Consider the following 20,641-nt stretch of genomic DNA (forward strand, 5'->3'; position numbering starts at 1 on the left):
GCGCGAGGAGTCTTCGATTCGGCGCGGCGGGAGTCATACGACTGGACTCTCGTCAACGTCGCGCAGAGAGTCCTTCACCTGCTGGTAGCAGCCGATTGCCTCTGCAACGACTTCTCGGGTTGGAATGCCGCGCTCGGCGCGACCGTCGCGCGGTTTCGTCTCGCTCTCGCTGCCAGACAAAGCTTGTGCAGCGACGCTCTCGAGATGTTCCAAGTTCAGCGACAGGTACTTGTCTGCGGCCGATCTGCGCTCTTGTGCACTATCTCCGACGGCGCGTGGCTCGTCGACTCGTTCGTGAGGCGTGTCGCCTGTCTGAATCCACGAGGCGAGATCGGTGTGGACAATTCCAACTGACTCGCCGAGGTCGTGGAGGCGCCCGTAGGACTCATAGGCCGCGAGCTTGTCGCGGCTCACAAAGGCATACGTCAGTCCGAACGATTCGAGCAGCCCGGCCAAGACATCGTCGGTCTCGACTTGGGTCAGCAGTGGGTATGGGAACTCGACCGGTCCACCGTCGCCGCTGATCAGCAGCGGTTTCGAGGTATCCGACGTGATGTAGCCGCACAGCCGCGCTACGGCGAAGCCGCGCATCAGCGCTTGTCGGAGGACTCGAGGCAGAGGAACGAATTGGTCGAGCCGACGAGCGCGCCGCCATCGCCAAAACGAGGCTTGCAGTTCGGCCTGATCGTCGGCCGCGTCGAGGACAGCGTCTGCAACCGGTTCCGTAAACGAAGCCAAGGTCATCGGATGAACGGGCTTGTTGAGAAATGACGACACCAGAACTGAAGACACGTCTGAGTCCGCCAGTTGGTAGTTGTCTTCGCCGATGATCTGCCGCGCGATGTCGTGTGCTGGGTGACTTTCAGGGAAGGGAAAGGGAGCACACAGCAGCTCTTCAGCGCCGACAACTGGCGGCTGGCCTGGGTACACCACGCCGTGAACGGCTGGGTCGATACGCACCAACGGCGCCGACTGCAGCTTGGCCGCCTCCAACTGAGCGCGGAGCCTCGCCAGACGGTCTGCATGATCTGCGCGAACGCTGCCGGTAACCGGGTCTCGCTCTGCCAGGTAGCTGGCTAACCCCTCCTTGACGAAGCGATCGAAACGGGAGCTTGGTCGACGAGCCCAAGTGCTCACCCGTTGCGCGATTTCTGAGGCACTTGACGGGCAGGTGAAGACAGCTTGGCTACTTTCCGTCGGAGACCAAACGTCATTCTTGGGCCACAGCAGCGGCTCGGTCGAGTCGTCGCCGACGACGAGTGCGAACCTAGCTGCGTTGACGGGCAGCGACGATGCGGTTCGCGGAGACTGTGCCTCCTTGCAGAGTTCGTCAAGCAGGCTCGGCCAAGTGTCGTGCTGCTCTAGCGGCAGCTCTACGGAGGAAGGACGGTACTGAGGTGGCACACCGCCGTTGGCCCGCGGCCACGCTTCCACATCGGGTTGTCCGAGCGACATGCCGATGCTGCGCGCTGCCATTCGCAACGTGTCACCGGCCGGAAAGAAAACTCGGTGGTTCGCCGCTTCGATAGCCATTGCAGCCATGTCAAGTCGCTCGGCAAGCCAAACGCGAGCGATGCCGGTCGCGAGTCCCCTCACTGCCTCATTGAATGCCTCGGAATCCCGACTGGTCGAAGGCACCGCCTGGATTCGTCGAAGCGCCTCTGAGAGTTCGTTGTCAGACTGACGGCGCGCATCGTCGGAGCGTCGTCGCAGTGACTCTGCCTCGTCGTTGAGCAACCGGGCAGCTCGCTCGACCGCGTGGCGGGCGACTTCGAGAGAGGATTGAGCCACGACTGCCGAGAGTGCCCGGCAAGTCGCCGCCAGCATCTCGGTTCCCCAAGTCGTTGCATCGAATGAACCAGCGCGCTGAAGAGACTCGCTACGCCGCTGCTGCGCTGCGCTATGCAGCCACGAGTGCCAATCGGCACCGCTGCCTTCAGTGTTCGCCGGAAACTCATCGTGGAGGTCTGATTCGACCTTGCGGCGCTCACTTCGAACGGCATCGTCATTCGCATAAGCGTCTCTCGCCGACAGAGCTCCGCGATGCGACGTGTCGTCGGAGGCCCGCTGCCGAAGAGGAGTTGTCGCGTCACCGCGAGCGACGTGTTGCGATGCGGCCTCTGCCAGATCCTCAACGATGGCGCTTTCGGGTTGATTGCCGCGGCCCGGGTCCTGCAACTCGCTGCGCAAGTGCCCGTGTGCGAGCGCTTCCAGCACCTCCCGTGCAAGCAGGTCGGTGGCCCAGCGCTCGAATCGGTCGCGGCCGACCGAGAGAGTTGCGGCACCGAACGACGAAACAGCACCCGTTTGGTGCTGCTTGCCGAACGGGTAGCCACCGAGGCTGTCAGCTGCCCGATCGTCCCAGTTGACCGTCACAAAGTGATGTACCGCTTCTTGGACGGAGTAGTTGGTGACCCAGTTCGCCAGCGACTCGCCGACTGCCTTATACACAGAAGTCGCAGTTCCCAGATCGCCCCCTCGCAGCGAGCGGCGGCCGACCAAGAAGGTGGCTTGTGGTCCGCGTCCCGGTTGATTCAGCGACCCAGCCCAAAGCGGGAAGCCTTGCTGCTCGCTGTCCCAGTAGACGTTGAGGGTCTCGCTCAGGAGACTCAGCGCATTGCCGGCCATCGAGCTTCGACGGGCGTCGAACTTGGGCTCATTGAAGATGTCCGGTGTGAAAAGCACGAGTGACGGGAAGGATCCATCGGGATGAGAGTTTCTGATGATCTCCACGACATCGAGCGCGACGCCGGCCCCGGTGCCACCGGCCATGGATGCGCAGACCACGACCATTGGAGACGGCACTTCGCCGCCAGGCCTGACCGGTACGCGGAGCAACTCCGAGAGCTCGGCGAGGTCACCTGATGATTGCTCTGCAGCTTCGAATGCGCGCTTGATCGGCGGCTCCAGAATGTGGTGGAGCGAGTCGATTCCTGCGAAGCGTCCGATAGCGCGATTGGCGCCTGCACCGGTCTTCAGTGGCACGCGCACCTCGCTCGGTCGTGGGCGCCAGCCCACGAGCTCCAAGTAGGCCCCTTCATTCTTCGAGGCAATGACCCGGCCGCTGTCATCCTTAACTACAAGCGTCCGGGCTCGCGTCGGCTCGTGCTGGGCAAGCACTGCTGGCTCGAGTCGTTGGTAGTTGTTGTGCGAAGGCGAGATTGAGTGAAAGTCGGACTGAGGCAACAGCGGAATCTCTGCCGGGTCCTCTTGGACGTTCAGAGTGTCGAGCGCAAGAAACTCCCAACCGGTCGGCATCGCACCTGCCCAGCCGGCATGCCGAATCCTCCGTTCGACGGCGTCGCGCACGTAGCGGATCGCCTTCGAGCCGGAACCACCGCAACCAATCAGGATTGCTGGTCTGAGCATCGCTTCGTCTCCGTTCCTGTCGGGGCATGTTTCGCTGAACCACTCGGGTTCATGGCCAGCGGTTCGATGCAGCGGGGGCTAGGCAAGGGGATCCTCATGCTCACCTCCGAGCGGGTCGATTCGTTCCCCCGACGACGCTTCAAGCCGTTCGGTCGATGCGGCGCCCAAGGGGTCTGTCTGTTGACCCGAGTCGGGGCTAAGTTGCCGCGGCGGGTCATCGTCGCTATTAGGTTCCCCGCTCTCCCCACTCGGCGGGTCCGGAGCGGCTCCTGTAAGAAAATTGCTACGGATGCAGGCGCTGGCAGCGGCTCGGGCGGCTCGCTCCACGCCGTCTTTGGCATCGGACTGGTCTCTTGCTAGGTCCCAAATCACCAACCGAGTGTCGTCCCCGTACTTGACGATCGCCCAACCGTCACGCAGTTCCGTGCCGACGATTCCGCGCTTGCGCTTGCTGCCCATTGCGGCCAGGCACACCCCCTGCGAAGTCGTCGCGATGATGGGAGGTCGGTTGCCGAGCAGCGCACTCAGCCATTGCGCCCGCAGCCTCACCGGCCCGACCGAGGCCTGTGTCCTTCGTTGCGTAAGCGCGTGCGCAGACGTCATCTCATCGGGACTCGGCGTGACGGCTCGACCGTCGACCCGGACGAGCTCATCGCCGTCGAGCCGGACCTGCGCGACGAGCGCCTGATCATTGTCGAGGTGTCGCCACTGTCTTACTCGAGCCGCAGAATGCACTCGAAGAAGCAACGCCACAATTGCGACGATCAATAGAAGCAACCCGAACCATGCACGTGTGTCGCTGGCGCTAGCGACTCGGATTTCGACGCCGGAAGCCTGCGCGGTGCGTGGCCTCGGGGAATACCGCCGAGCGGCCTCGTCGCCGAAGCCTTGCGCTTCGGCAGTCTCAAGCAGTGCCTCGGCATCGACGACACGTGCGGTGAAGTGGAATACGAAATCTGCGAACAGGTCATCGTCGGCCTCGACCTCGACGTGAATCGGAGGGCAGTCGACACTGACGCCAGGTGCCCCAGATGGAACGTCGCAACTCCACGGTGCAATACCACTGAGTTCGAGCGAGTGGCCTTCCGCTGCCGCGGCTTCGATTTGATCCAACTCCAGGCGGCCATCGCGCGCGCCCGCCCCTGCGACAACGGTGAACGACCCCGCCGATGTCAACCACTGCTCATCGTCGGGGGTGACGTTGGCGATGAAGGGATGCGGGGAATCGTCTTCCCATCCGCTGGCCCCGGCGACTTCAATCAGCAGCGACTCTGTTGCCAGGGGCACCTTCCAAGGAATCGACTCTCCGCCCCAGTCCACAATCTGAACGAGCTGTGCTTGAACGAGAACCACCCCGCGCGTCTCGCCGAGGTGTCCCATCATGCCGGGCACCTCCATGAGTTCGCTCACGATGTCGGAGGCCGACCAGCGCAGGTCATTCATGACCGTGTATCCGTCGGTTCGGCCAACTCTCAGGCGATCCAGATTGGTCTCGGATGCGTCCACGCTGAGCTCGACGTGGCCCTGGAACGGGCCATGCTCGGTGATCACTTCGCCACGCAATTGGTCTCGCTCGTAGAAAGCCCGCAACTCGGGAAGGCCCTCTTCTTCGATGCGGGGCGGGCTGACTCGCGCTAGCAGTCGCTCTGGGCCGCGGAAGATCACCTTCCACTTGCCCTCCCACCCGGCGGCAGGTGTCGAACCCAGGCTGCTGACCGAGGCCTGGGCGGCCTGGTGTGCACTGATCTTGCGCCAGTTGGACGTCGGCGCATGCGTGAGCAGGAAGGTTGGGCGGTGCAGTAACTCGGCCTCGGCGAACACCTGAGGAAATTCGACTTTGCTCGGATCGCCGCCGGGCCGCTGGATGAGGATCTCGACGCTCTCGGGCTCGTCAAGATCTCGCAAGTGAATGAAGAGGTCGAATGACTGAGTCTGAAGGCCGATCTGGAACGCGTATTCGCACGTCGGACTCCCATCGGAGGTGCTCGCTCCCACGCAAGGCTCGGGCGGATTGGGTTGCTCGATGGACTCGAATGCGTCGTCGACGACTGTCTCGCTGAGTTGGTCTGCGAGCAATCCGGCCTCGGCCACATCGATGATCTCGCCCATAAGCGGATGAGCGCAGGGCTTCGAGCTCTCGCCGTACAGCCGTCGCAGGGTCTCGGGGACACCCTTTCCGGGTGAGGAGAGATGCACGGCTGTGACCTCGACCCTTGCCTCGCTCAGGCGGGCCGCAGCGCCATCGGCCGCGCACAGTTCGTCGATCTGACGGGATTCCTCGTCGGTCAGGACGGACTTGACCGATGGGTCGGTGTGGTGAGCGCCATCGGTAAACCAGAAAATGCGTTTGCATTCGGACTGCTGTTCGTTGACGAAGCGCTGCAGGGCACCCGACAGGGCTTCTCGATAGTCGGTATTGCCACCGTCGACGCGCGTTGCGACCTGTTCGATGCTTGCAGCAAGGCGCTGCGCCCCGGCGGCGTCAGCAGCCGCCGTCAGGCGCACCCAGGGACTCTCGCCATAGTCGCTCGCGAAGCTGTCAGCGGCGACGAAGAGCCGAACCTCGCTGTACTTCGGCTGCCTCAGCAGTCTTTGGAGATCACCGAGCGCTGCCAAGCCACCGTCGCGCCGGCGGGCGTTCGGGTCGGTCTCTTTGAGACTGCCGCTGATGTCAAAGAGCATCAGCAGGCGAACCGCCTCAGTGGCATCGCACGCAGCCGGCGCTTGCGCCTGTGCCTGTGCCTGCGCGTGGCGCGGCGCGCCGGTGATCGCGAGGGCACTCGCGACCAAGAGAGCGGCAAGAACGCTGGCTGTGAGGCAGCACCGACGGCGGCTCACAGAGCGAGCCCCTGAGCCAGGCTCCACGCTGCCCACAGCGTGCCTGCAAGTGCGAGGAGCCGTACGGCGATCCAACTTGGCATGCGGTGTCTGCCGCCAACGAGGTGAGACTCGACCCGCTTGGCGGTGTACAGGATCCATGTGCCGGCGTAAAACAGAAGAGCCAGAACGAAGCACACGACGTTGGCAGTGCGGCTGGAGCCAGACGAGGCCGAACTGAAGGCGGCGATCACGGAAACCAGTGCGAGGAGAGCGGCGACCGTGAAGCTCGTCCGGCCGCTACTTCGGCCCTGCGGGTCCCGCGAGGCAGATGGGCCTCTCGAATCACTCAGCGGGTCGGCATCGTCCCAGTCCCACGATGATGCTGTCGCGGAGCGTCCGCCGTCGGCGCCAGCTTGCGGTCGACCCCACGCGTCGTCGCTGAATGGATCGCTGTTCACGCCCAACTCTTGACAGCCATCGCCATGCGTGCATATTCGCACATGTCTGTGACAAACATATGGGAAAGAGATGGTCTCTCAAGGCGTGCGGAATGGGACACTGACGCCTGGCGCCTGTCGTTCAGGCTGCGGGTGGTTCAGGCAACGCCGCAGGTCACAGCGCGTGACCGACCGTTCGCCTCGCCGAAGCCTCTACTGGTCTGCGATCGTGCGGAGCGTGATGGACACGCGTCGCTGGCGTGGCACCCTGCGGTCATCCCACATGTCACTGCGTCGCTTGGCGATGCCGTGACGCCACTTGGAGCGCGCATCGCCGTGCAGGAGGACGAGGCTGCGAGGCGCGAGACGCTGCACATGACTCTCGCCGGTCTGATCACGGCAGAAATCCATGTTGATCGCTGAGCCCAGACTGACCGTCGCGATGACAGGGCCGAAGCAGTGTCGGTCGATGTGGGGCGCGATTCCTTGCCCAGGCAAGTATTCGTTGATGATCGCCTGTTCGAACGGATGTGCAGCGCGGAGCTGCTGCCTTGCTTCGCTCGAGGCGGCTTCGCGGACTTTGTGGGCCAGACGGTCCAGCCACTCAGGCAGCGGTCCGATACAAGCCGATTCGTCCAGGCTGCGGCTTGAGTAGTCGTACCTGTATCCGAAGTGCAGCACCCGTCGGGAGATGTCGGCGAGCCATTTGGCACCGTCAATCCTCGCGAGAAGCTCAAGTAGATCGCTCTCCTCTGCAGGCTGCAAGAAGTCGGGGTGATACTCCAGACCGTCTGGCGCGGTGACGCTCTCCTCATCCAGCGCAAAGAGTCGCATGCTCATGACCGCAGGACCCAATGCTCCGCCTGCACCTGCCAGTTTCGGTCTTGCCAGTCCCAACCCACGCGCCCGTCACTGCCGTCCATGCTCGGATACCGTCTCTGAACCTTGACCCTAACGGGCTTCGTCTTTGGTGTGATGCCAGCTCGTTTGAGCATTGCGCAGAGTTCAGGGAACTTGTCACCGCTGAGGTTGGCTGCCGTCGTGTAGATCAGTTCCACTGCTCGGTCAGCCGCATCGACGGCTTCCTCGATGACTGACGCCCACTGTTCGAGGTGATCAGTAGTTACCGCATCTTGGTGGGCCACGTAGCTGAACGCGAAGAGCACTCGGTGGCCGTCGTTGGGGTCGAGATCATCGAGCGTTGGCACGTACTTGGCCGATCTGAATCCCTTGGCGACATAATCGAGGATGCGCTCTCCGAGCGTCCGCATCATCAGGTTTGGATCGAAGGCCACATATTCGATTCGTCTTTGTCGAGCATTGCCGAGGGCTTCTTGCAATGCCACGGCAACTGTCGCTGCGCCAGCGCCGACATCGACGACCAGCAGCCGCTCTCCCTTGACTGGCGGGGCATGACCAGAGTCCTTGTACGCCTCGTTGAAGACCTCTCGAAAGACATCTGCGTGGCCTCGTTGGTAGCGACGAGTGTCGTGTACCGCGTAGGCATCGGGTGCTTCCGGCTCCAGTCGTCCCCGTCGGCCGCCTGAGGCGGCTGCAGCACGCTGCTCGTCTGAGATCAACTTCCACTGCGAGCCAATGACGGTGTCGAATGCTCCGTCGTACGCTGCGTCGCGGCCCATATCTGACACACCGCGTCCTCTCGAGCACTCGGCGAACGCCACGTGGCAGCTCCTCTGACCTGCCCGTGAGGTAACACGCAATTCTGCCCGGAACATGTGGAGACACACACGTTGATCAATCGGCTTGGCGATGCTGCATCTGAGACAGGTGTCCTAACTTGTTCGGGAGTGGCACGCCGAATGATGCGCCGCGGTGCGCCGCGACTCCGACGCCCGCGGTGCATTTGGATGCTCGCAACCGCATTCTTTCTCGGTGCTTGCGACGCCACTGAGGGTTCGCAGGCCTTCTCGCCGGCCGCTCACCACGTCACGGCAGGCGCGAACTCGATTCCAGCGGAGCCGAGCGGACGCACAACCAGCAGTCTCATCCCTGACAGCGCTCCCCCGACAGATTTGGACATCGCTGCCGAACGCGACCTGCAGGTCGAGCAGCCGGACGAGACGTCAACTCACCTGCAACGTGATCAAGCGGACAGCGCAGTTGCTCCCGACGATGAGACGGCCGAGCGTCAGACGGGCGACGGCAGCGACGGCGATCGCAGCCTTGCTCCGACTGGTGGTGACACCGCGGTGCTGCCGCCGGTCACGTTCCCCGAAGCGTCGGTTCGCGACCCGGAGGCCGAGGCAGCCGACCTCGAGCGGCGGCGTAGCGTCATCGGGCTGTTCGAGCGGCTGCGGGTGGCCGTAGAGCACCAGGCTGGCTATGACCGGGAGGCGCTGTTTGACGGGTGGCTCTACAGCGGCGGCCTGTCCACACGGGAGCTAGTGCTGCGCCAGGAGCAGCGCGGCGACGGCACCTGGCTCTCCGTCTATGACGCTGCCGTCGTCACGGAAGCAGCTGAACTCGACATCGATCATCTCGTGCCGCTGGCGGAAGCGTGGGAGTCCGGCGGGCATCTGTGGACCGAGGCCACGTGGACCCGGTTCGCGAACGACCTCGGCGATCCACGCTCGCTCATTGCGGTCAGTGCGTCGACGAATCGCGCGAAGCGGTCACGTGACCCTGGCGAGTGGTGGCCGCCGAGTTCGTCGTATCGCTGTCAGTACGCAGTGGACTGGATCGCCGTCAAGTCTCGCTGGAACCTGTCCGTCGACGCAGCCGAACGCGATGCGCTGGAGGAGCAGATTGACCAGTGTGCGCCAAGTCAGTTCGACTTCGACCCGCCTCAGCCGGCTGCGGGTCCTCGCGAATGACATCCAAGCACCGTCGGCTCAGCGAGCAGTCTTGAGAGCCTGGGCTTGTCTCTGACTGGCCGATCCAGGATGTCGCTGAGCTGATCCCACTCGTCAGGTGACAGTGCGAACACGCGGTGGTCGGCCTCATAGTCGCTGGCGGCGGCCGAAGTACAACTCATGACGTCCTCGCCGAGCGCGTCGTCGAGGCGGGTCACCGCAAGTGCTGGGGAACGGGTAACTCGCGCAGGTAGCCGTCGGCGTCGAGATGGCGGTCGCCTCCCGAGGCCCATTCGTCGATGGCGGCTCGGATCTCTGCCTGCGTGACCGCCGGGTTCTCTCGGCGAAGCCGGGCCTCGATCATCCGCTCAGCGGCCTCGAACAAGTCAAAGACGGTAAGACTGAGATTCGGGTCCGTCCCCACGCTTGCCAGCCTAGGACGCCTGTCGTCGCGCCAATCTGATTTGGGCAGTCCTCGCAGAGCGGGCACGGCAGAATGAGGGTGTGAGTTCTCGCACGTTCGGCCTTGTTGGGGTCGGACACCGCACCGGCCGGCTTGGCTAGGACCATGCCTGCGGTGTCGCGCGTGCTGCCGTGGCGGCGCATCGCGAACACGGTCGCGGCCGACATCTCGCCGGTCGTCGAGAAGTACCGCCAGCGCTGGCCCAAGCGTTCGCCCGAGCTGGTGATCCGCGCCTACGAAGCAGCACGCACGGCGCACGAGGGCCAGCGACGCAAGACCGGCGAGGCCTACATCACCCACCCGGTGGCAGTCGCCGGCGTGGTCGCCGATCTCGGTCTCGACGACACCTCCATCGCCGCAGCGCTGCTGCACGACGCCGTGGAGGACACCAGCGTGGAGCTCGTGGCGCTGTCTGACGAGTTCGGCTCAGAGGTCGCCGGCATCGTGGACGGCGTCACCAAGCTCGACCGGGTGCGCTTTGCGTCCAAGCAGGCGCAGCAGGCCGCCACCCTGCGCAAGATGCTGGTGGCGATCGCGAACGATCCCCGGGTGCTGATGATCAAGCTGTCGGACCGGCTGCACAACATGCGCACGGTCGGAGCGCTCGATGGCGCCAAGCAAGCCGACGTGGCACGCGAGACGCTCGACATCTACGCCCCGCTCGCCAACCGCCTGGGCATGCAGCAGGTCCGCGACGAGCTGGAGGACCTGGCGTTTGCTGCGCTGTACCCGAAGCGCTACGCCGAGATCGACCGGATGCTGGCCGAACGCACACCCTCCCAAGAGCGATTCGTCGACCAGGTGCTCTCGGAGGTCCGCGAGCAGCTTTCGCGCATGAAGATCGACGCGACGGTGACCGGGCGCAAGAAGCACCACTGGAGCGTCTACGAGAAGATGGTCATCAAGAACCGCTCGTTCGACGAGATCTTCGACCTCGTGGGCATCAGGGTCGTGGTGCCGACCATTCGCGATGCATACGCAGCCTTGGGCTCCATACACGCGACCTGGAAGCCGGTGACCGGCCGCTTCAAGGACTACATCGCTATGCCCAAGTTCAACCTGTACCAGTCGCTGCACACGACGGTGGTTGGCCCGTCCGGCACGGCAGTGGAAGTGCAGATTCGCACCGAGGAGATGCACCAGCGTGCGGAATACGGCGTGGCCGCGCACTGGCGCTATAAGGCCGAGCGCAACGGCAGCGGCAAGGCGGGCAACAAGTCAGACCAGAAGAGCAGCGCAGCGGCCGAAGCTGACATGCCGTGGCTGAGCCGGCTGGTCGAGTGGCAGGCCGAGTCGGACGACCCGGCCGAGTTCATGCGCACCATCGCCAGCGATCTGGGCCACGACGAGGTGTACGTCTTCACACCCAAGGGCGACGTGGTGACGCTTCCGACAGGGGCCACGCCCATCGACTTCGCGTACGCCATCCACACCGACATCGGCGACTCGCTCATCGGTGCGAAGATCGACGGCAGGCTCGTGCCGCTTGACCGCCTCCTGCGCTCGGGGGACTCGATCGAGGCGTTCACATCCGACGACCCCGGGACTCGGCCATCGCGTGACTGGCTGGAGATCGCTGTCACGCCGCGGGCTCGCTACAGCATCCGGCGCTGGTTTGCACGACTCGACCGGTCGGAGTGGGTGGCCGCAGGACGCGAGGCGGTCTCGGACTCGCTGCGGTCGGAAGGGCTCAAGGCGTCGCTGCTCATCGACGGCGACGAGATGCGGGCCGTGGCGGAGCAGTTCAGTCGTGCCGACCTGGACCTGCTGTTCGAGGCCATCGGCAAGGGCGACATACGGCCCCATTCGGTGGCCAAACGGCTCGTCAGCAACCTGCGAGGCGAGAGCGACGGTGTTCAGCTCCCGGCCCGCCCGGCTCGTCAGCGCGGCTCGCGCCGCCGCCGCTCCGCAGGTGTGCACGTCGACGGACACGACGATGCGCTGGTGCGCCTGGCGCGATGCTGCAGCCCCGTGCGCGGCGACGAGGTGCTGGGGTTCGCGACCAGCGGGCGCGGCATCTCGGTGCACCGTGCCGACTGCGCGAACGCAGGCGAGCTGGCCATGTCGGTGCGAGCTCGACAGGTGGAAGTCGAGTGGGACGAGAGCTGGGCAGGCGAGTACGTCGCGTCGCTGGAGGTACGGGGCCTTGACCGCAACCGGCTCCTGCTCGACGTGGTGCAGGTGGTCTCGGGACGCCATGACCTGTCGATCGCGAGCTGCGACACGTTCGTGGGCGACGACCAGGTGGCCGTGATGCAGATCGAGGTCGAGATCGGCGACCCGATCCTGTTGGACCAGCTGCTCGCCGCCCTGCGCGAAGTGCCGGGCGTATTCGACGCCTACCGCGCCATCCAAGGTCTGGCCCGCACCGAGTACTGAGGTTCTGCGGCAGCTAGGACTGGCGGCGGTGGGGCCGTAGCCTGCGCTGGTCATGTCCGGTACGCCTTCGACCCCTGCGAGCCCTCCTGACGGCGGCGATGCAGCAGCCTCGAAGACGTTCCGGACGCCGATCGGAACGCACGATCTTGCCCCGCCCGAATCGGGCCGCTGGGTGGCGCTGCTGGGTGCCTTTATCGCCGCAGCCGACCGTGCCGGATTCGGCTACTTGCAGACCCCGATTTTCGAGGACATCGGCGTGTTCGCACGCATTGGCGAGGGCACCGACGTGGTCGGCAAGGAGATGTATGAGTTCTTCGACCGCAGCGACCGCCACCTGGCGCTGCGGCCCGAGTGCACGGCATCGGTGTGCCGGGCGTTCGCCCAGCACCGTCCCACGACCCCGTGGAAGGTCTGGTACCAGGGGCCGTTTTTTCGCTACGAGGCACCCCAGGCCGGCCGCTACCGCCAGTTCCACCAGATCGGGGCGGAGACGCTCGGCACCGACGACCCCGACGCAGATGTCGAGATCATCGCCCTGGCTGCGGAGTTCTTCGACGCGATCGGGCTGCAGCGGGTGCCGCTGCTGGTGAACTCGATGGGCGACGCCGACACCCGCGCTGCCTACGGCGAGGCGCTGAGCAGCTACCTGCAGCGCCGGGCCGGCGATGTGGACCCCCAGGACCGGGACAAGATCGAGCGCCATCCGCTGCGCATCTTGGACTCCAAGCGGCCAGCCACAGCTGCCGTGGCCGAGGAAGCTCCACGCATCACCGACTACCTCACTGCAGCTACGGCGGCCCACTTCGAGCGAGTGCGCGAGGGGCTGGACGCACTCGGGATCTCCCACGAGGTCGAGCACAAGCTTGTGCGCGGTCTCGACTACTACACCCGCACCACCTTCGAATTCCGCGCCGCCAGCCTCGACGCCGCCCAGGACACCATCTGCGGCGGCGGTCGCTACAACGGGCTCGTGGAGGCGCTCGGCGGTCCGCCGACGCCCGGCATCGGCTTTGCGCTGGGCATCGAGCGCCTGCTGCTGGCCTGCGATGCCGAAGGCGTCTTCGATGTCCCGGCACAGCGGGCCGAAGTGTGGGTGATCGACACGGCCGGCGGCGCCGCCGCACGCGATCTCACCCATGAGCTGCGCTCGGTGGGCATCCGGGCCGACCGGGCATTCGACGACCGGTCGATGCGAGCGCAGATGCGCGCTGCGGACCGCTCCGGCGCCGAGATTGCGCTCATCGTGGGAACCGACGAGATCGACGCCGGCACCGTCACCGTGCGACCGTTGCGGCGCCCTGACGGCGGCGACGCCGGCATTTCGCAGCAGACCGTGCCGCGTGGCGAAGTGCTGGGCGCGCTGCGGCGCATCTTCGACGAGCTCAATGCGGAAGGTGGTACGTGATGGGCGACCGAATGCGAACCGACTACTGCGGACGGCTGAGCCGCGCCGACATCGGCCGCGACGTCACCGTGTGCGGCTGGGTCTCCCGGCGCCGTGAGCATGGCGAGCACCTGGCCTTCGTCGACTTGCGTGACCGCACCGGCATCGTGCAGTGCGTCGTGGACCACGCTCACGATCTGCGACCGGAATACGTGCTGGCGGTGACCGGCACAGTCCGCGAACGACCGGAGGACACCGCCAATCCCGATCTGGCCACCGGCGAGATCGAGATCGGCGATGCAAACGTCGAGGTGCTGTCGCATTCGGAGCCGCCGCCGTTCCAGATTGACGGCCGCACCGAGGTCGATGAGATGCTGCGCATCCGCCATCGCTACTTGGACCTGCGGAATCCACGCATGCATTCGAACCTGGTGAATCGGGCACGCGTGAATGCAGCGATCCGCCGTTCAATGGAGGCAGCGGAGTTCATCGAGATCGAGACGCCGACACTCGTGGCGTCGACACCTGAGGGCGCCCGCGACTTCGTGGTGCCCAGCCGCCTGCATCAGGGCCGCTTCTACGCGCTGCCGCAGAGTCCCCAGCTGTTCAAGCAGCTCTGCATGGTGGGCGGCATCGACCGCTACTACCAGATCGCTCGTTGCCTGCGGGACGAAGACCTGCGAGCCGATCGCCAGTTCGAGTTCACGCAACTCGACCTCGAGATGAGCTTCGCCAGCGGCGCCGAAGTACGGGCTGTGATCAGCGAGGCCGTGGCAGAGGCGGCCGAAGAGATCACCGGCATGCGCCCCGCAGCGATGGGAGAGATCACCTGGCACGAGGCGATCGACCGCTACGGATCGGACAAGCCCGACCTGCGCTTCGGGCTCGAGCTCACCGAGCTCACCGACCTGTTCGCTGAGACCGGGTTCAACGCCTTCAAGGCCCCTGCTGTGCGGGGCATCCGGGTGCCCGGCGGCGGCGACATCAGCCGCAACGCAGTCGACGATCTCACCAAGCAGTGCCAGCGCTGGGGCGCCAAAGGTCTCGTGTGGATGCGGGTCAGTGCTGGCGAGCCGCTGGCAGAGGGCGCCCGCAGCACAACCGACGGCCGGCTTGCCGTCACCTCGCCGGTCGCCAAGTTCATGTCCGACGCCGAGATCGACGGTGTGCTGGGGCGTCTCGGGGCCGAGCCGGGGGACATGTGCTACCTGGTGGCCGACACGTGGCGGCGAGCCAGCGGAGTGCTCGGCCTGCTGCGGCTGGAGCTGGGCCGCCCGCCGGTGAACGAGGGCGGCTTGCACTTCCTGTGGGTGGTCGACTTTCCCCTGTTCGAAGATGTGAGTGCTGACGGTCTGCCGATCCCGGCCCACCACCCGTTCACCATGCCCCATACCGACGATCTCGATGTGGTCGCGGCGGCCTCGGCCCGCATGGCCGCAGGCGGCGGTTTCGATGCCGACACGCTGCTGGGCGTGCGCTCGCAGGCGTACGACCTGGTGCTGAACGGCTGGGAGCTGGGTTCGGGCAGTGTCCGGATCCACCGGGGCGATATCCAGCAGCAGGTCTTCGATCTGCTGGGCATCGACCCCGCTACCGCGCAGGAGCGATTCGGGTTCCTGCTGGACGCGTTCCGCTACGGAGCGCCGCCGCATGCAGGCTTTGCCTTCGGCATCGACCGGCTGGCGGCGCTGCTGTGCGGCGAGGAGAACATCCGCGAGGTGATCGCCTTTCCCAAGAGCCAGTCCGGCGCCGATCCGCTCACCAACGCCCCGTCCGCGATCTCCGGCGTCCAGCTCGAAGAACTCGGCCTCGCACTCGTCGCCGACGATGAGGATCTGCCATGAGCTCCGGCGACCTTGCCGCGGTGGTGGTGACCGTGTGCGTCGTGGTGGCGCTGGTCGCGCTCATCGCGGTGCTCACCCAGGCATTCGCCCTGATGCGGGAATTGCGCCGCAAGCTGGAGGATTTCGACGCCAAGGTCGGGCCGGCGCTGGGCCAACTGGCAGACACCGCCGAGATGGCCCAGACCGAGATCGGCCGGCTGCGCGATCTGCTGAACGTGGCGCAGAAGGTCGCTGGGCTGGCCGAGACCGCAGGTGCGGCCACCGCCCGCGCCGCGGCGGCGCCAGTCGACAAGGTCAGATCGGCATTTTCTGTCTTGAAGGACCGTCTCGGCGATCCTGAGCGCGAAACTCGTGCCAGCGGCGACACGGGGGAGCGCTGAGGTGTTCAAGCGGCTGCGATGGCTGACATTGGGCGCGGGCCTGGGTGCCGGCGCGTCGTTGTGGCTGCAGCGACGGTTGCGCTCGTTGCTGGACCGTTACGCACCCGTGCGAGGGACCGCCACGGCGCTGGGCACAGCACGCCGGATGCGCCGGGATCTCCGTGTCGCATGGCGCGACGGCAAGCGCCAGATGCACGACGCCGAGCAGCGCCTGCGAGACGAGCGAGACCGCCGCTGGGCCGAGCGCCGCCACCGCCGCGAAGCCGCCTAAGAGGCCGCAAAGGGCCTCGGCGGCCATGGAGGCCGCGAAGGGCCATAGCTATCCTTGCTCCGATGCGCGCTGGGGAACTGCGTGAGGCGTTCAGCTCGTTCTGGGCCGAGCGAGGACACGAAGTCCGCGCCTCCGCGAGCCTGATTCCCCACGAGCCGTCGCTGCTGTTCACGGTGGCCGGCATGGTGCCGTTCATGCCGTACTTCCTCGGCTCCGAGGTGCCCCCCACACGCCGCATGGTGACCATTCAGAAGTGCGTCCGGGCGGGCGGCAAGCACAACGATCTCGACGACATCGGCCGCACCAATCGCCACTTCACGTTCTTCGAGATGATGGGCAACTTCAGCTTCGGCGACTACTTCAAGGCCGAGGCGATCCCGTGGGCGTGGGAGTTCGTGACCGAGGTGCTCGGCCTCGACGCCGACAAGCTGTGGGTGACCGTCCACGTCTCTGACGACGAGGCCGCCGAGATCTGGCAGACATCCGTCGGCGTTCCGGCCGAACGCATCCAGCGGCTCGACAAGGACAACTGGTGGGCTGCTGGCGACGTCGGCCCGTGCGGGCCCTGCAGCGAGATCTTCTACGACCTCGGTCCCGAACACGGCCCCGGCGGCGGTCCCGCCCACGGAGACGAGGATCGCTTCGTCGAGATCTGGAACCTCGTGTTCATGCAGTTCGCGGCCGACGGCACCGGCGAACTGACACCGCTGGAGGCACCCGGCATCGACACCGGCGCCGGCCTCGAACGCATCTTGGCCGTGCTGCAGGGCGTTCCGGCGGCATGGGACATCGACCTCTTCGTGCCGCTGCTGGCCGAAGCCGAGCGCATCTGCGGCAAGACCTACGGCGCCGATCCCGAGACCGATGTCTCGATGCGGATCTTCGCCGACCACGCCCGAACGACCGCCATGCTCATCTCCGACGGCGTCTTCCCCTCCAACGAGGACCGCGGCTACGTGCTGCGGCGCATCATCCGCCGTGCCGTCCGCCATGCCTGGGTGCTCGGCGTCACCGACGTGGTGATGCCGCGGCTGGTCGAGATCGTGGTGGAGGTGATGGGCGACCACTACACCGACTTGGTCGTCAACAAGCAGTTCATCTCCGAGGTGGTAGCCCGCGAGGAGCAGCGCTTCCGGGCCACGCTCGCCGCCGGGCAGAAGATTCTCGACGAGGCGACTACGGGGCTTGACTCGAAAGTACTCGACGGCGAGATCGCCTTTGTGCTCCATGACACGCATGGATTCCCGGTGGAGGTGACCGAGGAGATCCTCGCCGAGCGTGGCTTCAGTCTCGACCGCGACGGCTTCGAGATCGCCATGGAAGAGCAGCGTGCCCGGGCACGAGCGGGCCGGACCGGCGGACCGACATTCGCCGATGAGCGCTACCGGGAGCTGCTGGCCCAGTTCGGGCCGACCCACTTCGTGCGGGATTCGCCGAGCACCGACGAGGCCCGGGTCTTGGCCGTCTTCGAGCTGCCACCAGGCGACGGGCACGACGGAGCAGTCGAAGGCGACGGCCTCGTCGAGGTGTTCTTGGATCGCACTCCGTTCTACGCAGAGAGCGGCGGGCAGATCGGCGACATCGGCACGATCACAGGCCCAGAGGGCATCATCGACGTGCTCGACTGCACCTACGCGCTGGCAGATCTGCACCGTCACGTCGGGCGCATCCGCAGCGGCGTCGTCGAGGCCGGCACGCTCGTCAGCGCCGAGATCGACAACGAGCGGCGCGCCGCCATCCGCCGCAATCACACCGGCACCCACATCCTGCACTGGGCGCTGCGTGAGGTGCTCGGTCATCACGTCAAGCAGGCCGGCTCGCTGGTGTCACCCGATCGGCTGCGATTCGACTTCAGCCACTACGAAGGCGTGAGCCCGCCGCAGCTGCGCGAGATCGAGCGCGTCGCGAATGCCGAGATCATCGCCAACGGCCGCTGCCGTCACTACGAGACGTCGATGAGCCATGCGCAGTCGATCGGCGCCATTGCCTTCTTCGGCGACAAGTACGGCGACGTGGTACGGGTGCTCGAAGCAGGGCCGCACTCGGTCGAGCTGTGCGGCGGCACCCACGTGGCAGCGCTCGGCGACATCGGCCATCTGCGGATCGTCTCGGAGTCCAGCATCGGGTCCAACATGCGCCGCATCGAAGCCATCACCGGTCTTGCCACCGTGGACCGGCTCGCAGAAGCTGAGGACACGCTGGGGGTCGTGGCGGAGCTGCTCAATGCCCAGCCCGACGAGATCGCCGCCGCAGTGCAGCGTCGCGTCGATGAGACCAAGGAGCTGCGCCGGCAAGTACGCGATCTGCAGCGGACCCTGTCGGCGGGACGGGCCGGCGAGCTCGCTGCGACCGCAGATGACGGCGTGGTCATCGCCGACCTCGGCGATCTCGAGCGCGATGCACTGCGGGATCTCGCCGTGTCGGTGCGCGACCGCGATGGCATCCGTGCCGTGGTGCTGGCCTCCGCGCCCCCGGGCGGGGGAGTGGCCCTGGTGGCTGCGGTGGATCCCGCCGGGACGCTGTCGGCGGGTGCCCTGCTCGCCGACGCCGCCCGGACGGTGGGCGGCGGGTTCGGTGCCAAGGGCGACCCGCCGCTGGTGGTGGCCGGGGGCCGCAATCCCGACGGCATCGGTGACGCTTTGGCCCAGGCTCGAGCAGCCGCACTCGGGACTTGAGAGATCGCGCCCCATGATGCGGGCGATCGGCATCGACCTCGGCTCGGTGCGCATCGGTGTGGCCGTCGCGCCGGACGATGTCTCGGTCGCGGTGCCCTATGAGGTGCTCGAACGCAGCGGCAAACGTGCCCGAGACCACCGTGCGCTCGCCGGTATGGTCGCTGATGTGGGTGCGGAGGTGGTCGTGATCGGCCTGCCGACCTCGCTCGACGGCAGCGAGGGACCAGCGGCGGCGGCCGTGCGGGCCGAAGCCGGCGAGATCGAAGCAGCGCTCGACGTGCCGGTAGTGCTGGTCGACGAGCGCTACACCACGGTGACCGCGGAGCGGATGCTGGCCGAGGGGGGTGTGCGCGGACCGGCCCGCCGGGAGGTCGTCGACAAGGTGGCAGCCGCGGTCATCCTGCAGTCGTGGCTGGACAGCGGTGGCTGACGGGAACGACGGCCCAGCGCCTCGCAGCGGTCGGGCCCACGCCTCTTCTGCGCTGAGAACCTTGCCTGCGGTGCGAAGGCTGGCCGGACGGGCGGCAGTCCTTGTCGGGTTTGGGAGCAAGGACGAATCCGCGCCCGCCGAGCCGGGCCTGCTCGCCCGGCGCCGGCCCTCAAGCGCGGCGTCCGCAGAACGCTCAGGGTCGGGCGCAGTCCCCGGTGGACCGGGCGGGCCAGGCGCACCGACGGTGGGCGGCCGGCGCGGCATCGACTACGAGGTGGTCAGCACCCGCCGCGGCCCAGGCACTTGGGGCGCGCTGGCATTCCTCATCCTGCTCGGTGCCGTCGCCTGGATGGTGGGCAGCCGTGCCTATCGCTGGGTGAACGACCAGCTCGACCCGCCCGGTGAGCCGACCGGCGAGATCGTGCTGACCCTGCCGCTGGGCTCGAGCACGGCGAGCATCTCGGACTTGCTCGCCGAGCACGGCGTCATACCGAGTTCGCGGGCCTACGAGTGGTACGTGAGGTTCAAGGGCGGCCCTGCGTTCCAGGCGGGCGAGTACACGTTCCAGTCCAACTCCTCGGTGTGGGAGACCATGGCCGTGCTTGAAGCGGGGCCGAGCCGGGTTGCGCAGGCCGCCTCGCTGTCGCTCACCATTCCCGAGGGCTTGACGCTCGCGCAGATGGTCGACTTGGTTGACGAGGTGCCGGACTTGAGCTTCAGCGGTCGGGAGTTTCTCGCGGCTGTGCGCGCCCGGCCGGTGCTCTCGCTGGTTGCACCGGCGCCCCCGATCCTTCCCCCCGGTGTCATCGACCCCGCCGAAGGGCAGCTCTTCTCCGACACGTACTTCTACGACTCCCAGACCAGCGCGGAGCAGCTCGTGGCGCTGATGGTCGATCGCCTCGATGCGGTGCTAGGCGAGCTGGGCTACGCCGACTCGCCGCGCCGGGTAGGGCTGACGCCGTACGAGACCCTGATCGTGGCCAGCATGATCGAGCGCGAGGCACAGCGCCCAGAAGACCGGGCCAAGGTGGCCCGGGTGATCTACAACCGGCTGGCCCGGGGCTGGTCGCTCGGCATCGACGCCACCATCGTTTACGCGGTAGGCGAGCGGGAGCTCACGGCCGACCTGCTCGCGGTCAACTCGCCCTTCAACACCCGGGTGCTGGTCGGCTTGCCGCCGACACCGATTGCAGCGCCCGGGCGCGCCTCGCTCGAGGCTGCGTTGAATCCCGAAGACGGGCCCTGGATGTACTTCGTCCTGACATCGCCTGACGGCACGCTGTCGTTCTCGGAAACCGACGAGGAGTTCCTGCGCGACAAGGCGATCTGCCAGGAGCTGGGCCTCTGCGGCTGACGGCAAACAGGCTCGGGGGAAG

At 66.2% G+C, this 20,641-nt stretch carries 15 protein-coding genes; 9 read left to right on the forward strand and 6 right to left on the reverse strand.

Translation table 11 applies throughout. From position 1 onward, the window contains the following. Positions 1-33: 33 nt before the first annotated feature. The 4 genes from ACOGW9_RS10940 to ACOGW9_RS10955 all read right to left on the reverse strand — a co-directional run bounded on the left by ACOGW9_RS10940 (position 34) and on the right by ACOGW9_RS10955 (position 8,308). Positions 34-3,369, reverse strand: coding sequence for a tubulin-like doman-containing protein (locus tag ACOGW9_RS10940; RefSeq protein WP_419911161.1), 3,336 nt, complete (start codon positions 3,367-3,369; stop codon positions 34-36). 78 nt (positions 3,370-3,447) lie between these two features. Beyond that, positions 3,448-6,207, reverse strand: coding sequence for a hypothetical protein (locus tag ACOGW9_RS10945; RefSeq protein ID WP_419911163.1), 2,760 nt, complete (start codon positions 6,205-6,207; stop codon positions 3,448-3,450). A gap of 632 nt (positions 6,208-6,839) precedes the next feature. Beyond that, positions 6,840-7,466 (reverse strand): alpha-ketoglutarate-dependent dioxygenase AlkB, encoded by a 627-nt coding sequence (locus ACOGW9_RS10950; RefSeq protein ID WP_419911165.1) that lies wholly within the window; start codon positions 7,464-7,466, stop codon positions 6,840-6,842. Continuing rightward, positions 7,463-8,308, reverse strand: coding sequence for a hypothetical protein (locus tag ACOGW9_RS10955; protein WP_419911167.1), 846 nt, complete (start codon positions 8,306-8,308; stop codon positions 7,463-7,465). Before ACOGW9_RS10955 ends, ACOGW9_RS10950 begins: the two co-directional genes overlap by 4 nt. Positions 8,309-8,494: 186 nt before the next feature. Between ACOGW9_RS10955 and ACOGW9_RS10960 the strand changes: the two genes are divergently transcribed. Then, positions 8,495-9,460: an HNH endonuclease family protein gene (locus tag ACOGW9_RS10960; protein ID WP_419911169.1), complete on the forward strand. Its 966-nt coding sequence runs from the start codon at positions 8,495-8,497 to the stop codon at positions 9,458-9,460. On the opposite strand, the gene ACOGW9_RS10965 is transcribed toward ACOGW9_RS10960, so the two are convergent. Together ACOGW9_RS10965 and ACOGW9_RS10970 are read right to left on the reverse strand one after the other, a co-directional pair. Next, positions 9,433-9,732, reverse strand: coding sequence for a DUF1778 domain-containing protein (locus ACOGW9_RS10965; RefSeq protein WP_419911170.1), 300 nt, complete (start codon positions 9,730-9,732; stop codon positions 9,433-9,435). The two genes, ACOGW9_RS10960 and ACOGW9_RS10965, sit on opposite strands and share 28 nt — an antisense overlap. Continuing rightward, positions 9,654-9,863, reverse strand: a complete 210-nt coding sequence (locus ACOGW9_RS10970; protein WP_419911172.1) for a hypothetical protein — start codon at positions 9,861-9,863, stop codon at positions 9,654-9,656. Before ACOGW9_RS10970 ends, ACOGW9_RS10965 begins: the two co-directional genes overlap by 79 nt. Positions 9,864-10,007: 144 nt before the next feature. Between ACOGW9_RS10970 and ACOGW9_RS10975 the strand changes: the two genes are divergently transcribed. The 8 genes from ACOGW9_RS10975 to mltG all read left to right on the forward strand — a co-directional run bounded on the left by ACOGW9_RS10975 (position 10,008) and on the right by mltG (position 20,619). After that, positions 10,008-12,281, forward strand: a complete 2,274-nt coding sequence (locus ACOGW9_RS10975) for a RelA/SpoT family protein (protein WP_419911174.1) — start codon at positions 10,008-10,010, stop codon at positions 12,279-12,281. A 52-nt stretch (positions 12,282-12,333) separates the two neighbouring features. Then, on the forward strand, positions 12,334-13,686 hold the full coding sequence (gene hisS, locus ACOGW9_RS10980; RefSeq protein WP_419911176.1) for a histidine--tRNA ligase: 1,353 nt from the start codon (positions 12,334-12,336) through the stop codon (positions 13,684-13,686). Continuing rightward, complete coding sequence (gene aspS / locus ACOGW9_RS10985; RefSeq protein WP_419911178.1) at positions 13,686-15,509, forward strand: aspartate--tRNA ligase; 1,824 nt, start codon at positions 13,686-13,688, stop codon at positions 15,507-15,509. Before hisS ends, aspS begins: the two co-directional genes overlap by 1 nt. Further along, positions 15,506-15,889 carry a hypothetical protein gene (locus ACOGW9_RS10990; protein WP_419911180.1) on the forward strand — a complete coding sequence of 128 codons (384 nt, stop codon included), beginning with the start codon at positions 15,506-15,508 and terminating at the stop codon, positions 15,887-15,889. The genes aspS and ACOGW9_RS10990 overlap by 4 nt, the downstream gene beginning before the upstream one ends. A 1-nt stretch (position 15,890) precedes the next feature. Further along, on the forward strand, positions 15,891-16,160 hold the full coding sequence (locus ACOGW9_RS10995; RefSeq protein WP_419911182.1) for a hypothetical protein: 270 nt from the start codon (positions 15,891-15,893) through the stop codon (positions 16,158-16,160). A 62-nt stretch (positions 16,161-16,222) separates the two neighbouring features. Continuing rightward, positions 16,223-18,835, forward strand: coding sequence for an alanine--tRNA ligase (alaS, locus tag ACOGW9_RS11000; protein WP_419911184.1), 2,613 nt, complete (start codon positions 16,223-16,225; stop codon positions 18,833-18,835). Between the two features lie 13 nt (positions 18,836-18,848). Then, entirely contained in the window at positions 18,849-19,265 is a 417-nt protein-coding gene (gene ruvX / locus ACOGW9_RS11005) for a Holliday junction resolvase RuvX (RefSeq protein WP_419911186.1), read from the forward strand. Between the two features lie 244 nt (positions 19,266-19,509). Next, positions 19,510-20,619 carry an endolytic transglycosylase MltG gene (mltG, locus tag ACOGW9_RS11010; RefSeq protein ID WP_419911188.1) on the forward strand — a complete coding sequence of 370 codons (1,110 nt, stop codon included), beginning with the start codon at positions 19,510-19,512 and terminating at the stop codon, positions 20,617-20,619. The last annotated feature ends 22 nt before the right edge of the window (positions 20,620-20,641 follow it).

It is taken from the genome of Candidatus Poriferisodalis sp. (genome assembly GCF_965203655.1).
Lineage (GTDB): Bacteria > Actinomycetota > Acidimicrobiia > Acidimicrobiales > Poriferisodalaceae > Poriferisodalis.

Coding starts and splice junctions, on each gene's coding strand:
- ACOGW9_RS10940 (WP_419911161.1), bottom strand. CDS start 3,369: ATGCTCAGACCAGCAATCCTGATTGGTTGCGGTGGTTCCGGCTCGAAG.
- ACOGW9_RS10950 (WP_419911165.1), bottom strand. CDS start 7,466: ATGAGCATGCGACTCTTTGCGCTGGATGAGGAGAGCGTCACCGCGCCA.
- ACOGW9_RS10960 (WP_419911169.1), top strand. CDS start 8,495: ATGCTCGCAACCGCATTCTTTCTCGGTGCTTGCGACGCCACTGAGGGT.
- ACOGW9_RS10965 (WP_419911170.1), bottom strand. CDS start 9,732: ATGGGCCTCGGGAGGCGACCGCCATCTCGACGCCGACGGCTACCTGCG.
- ACOGW9_RS10975 (WP_419911174.1), top strand. CDS start 10,008: ATGCCTGCGGTGTCGCGCGTGCTGCCGTGGCGGCGCATCGCGAACACG.
- hisS (WP_419911176.1), top strand. CDS start 12,334: ATGTCCGGTACGCCTTCGACCCCTGCGAGCCCTCCTGACGGCGGCGAT.
- aspS (WP_419911178.1), top strand. CDS start 13,686: ATGGGCGACCGAATGCGAACCGACTACTGCGGACGGCTGAGCCGCGCC.
- ACOGW9_RS10990 (WP_419911180.1), top strand. CDS start 15,506: ATGAGCTCCGGCGACCTTGCCGCGGTGGTGGTGACCGTGTGCGTCGTG.
- alaS (WP_419911184.1), top strand. CDS start 16,223: ATGCGCGCTGGGGAACTGCGTGAGGCGTTCAGCTCGTTCTGGGCCGAG.
- ruvX (WP_419911186.1), top strand. CDS start 18,849: ATGATGCGGGCGATCGGCATCGACCTCGGCTCGGTGCGCATCGGTGTG.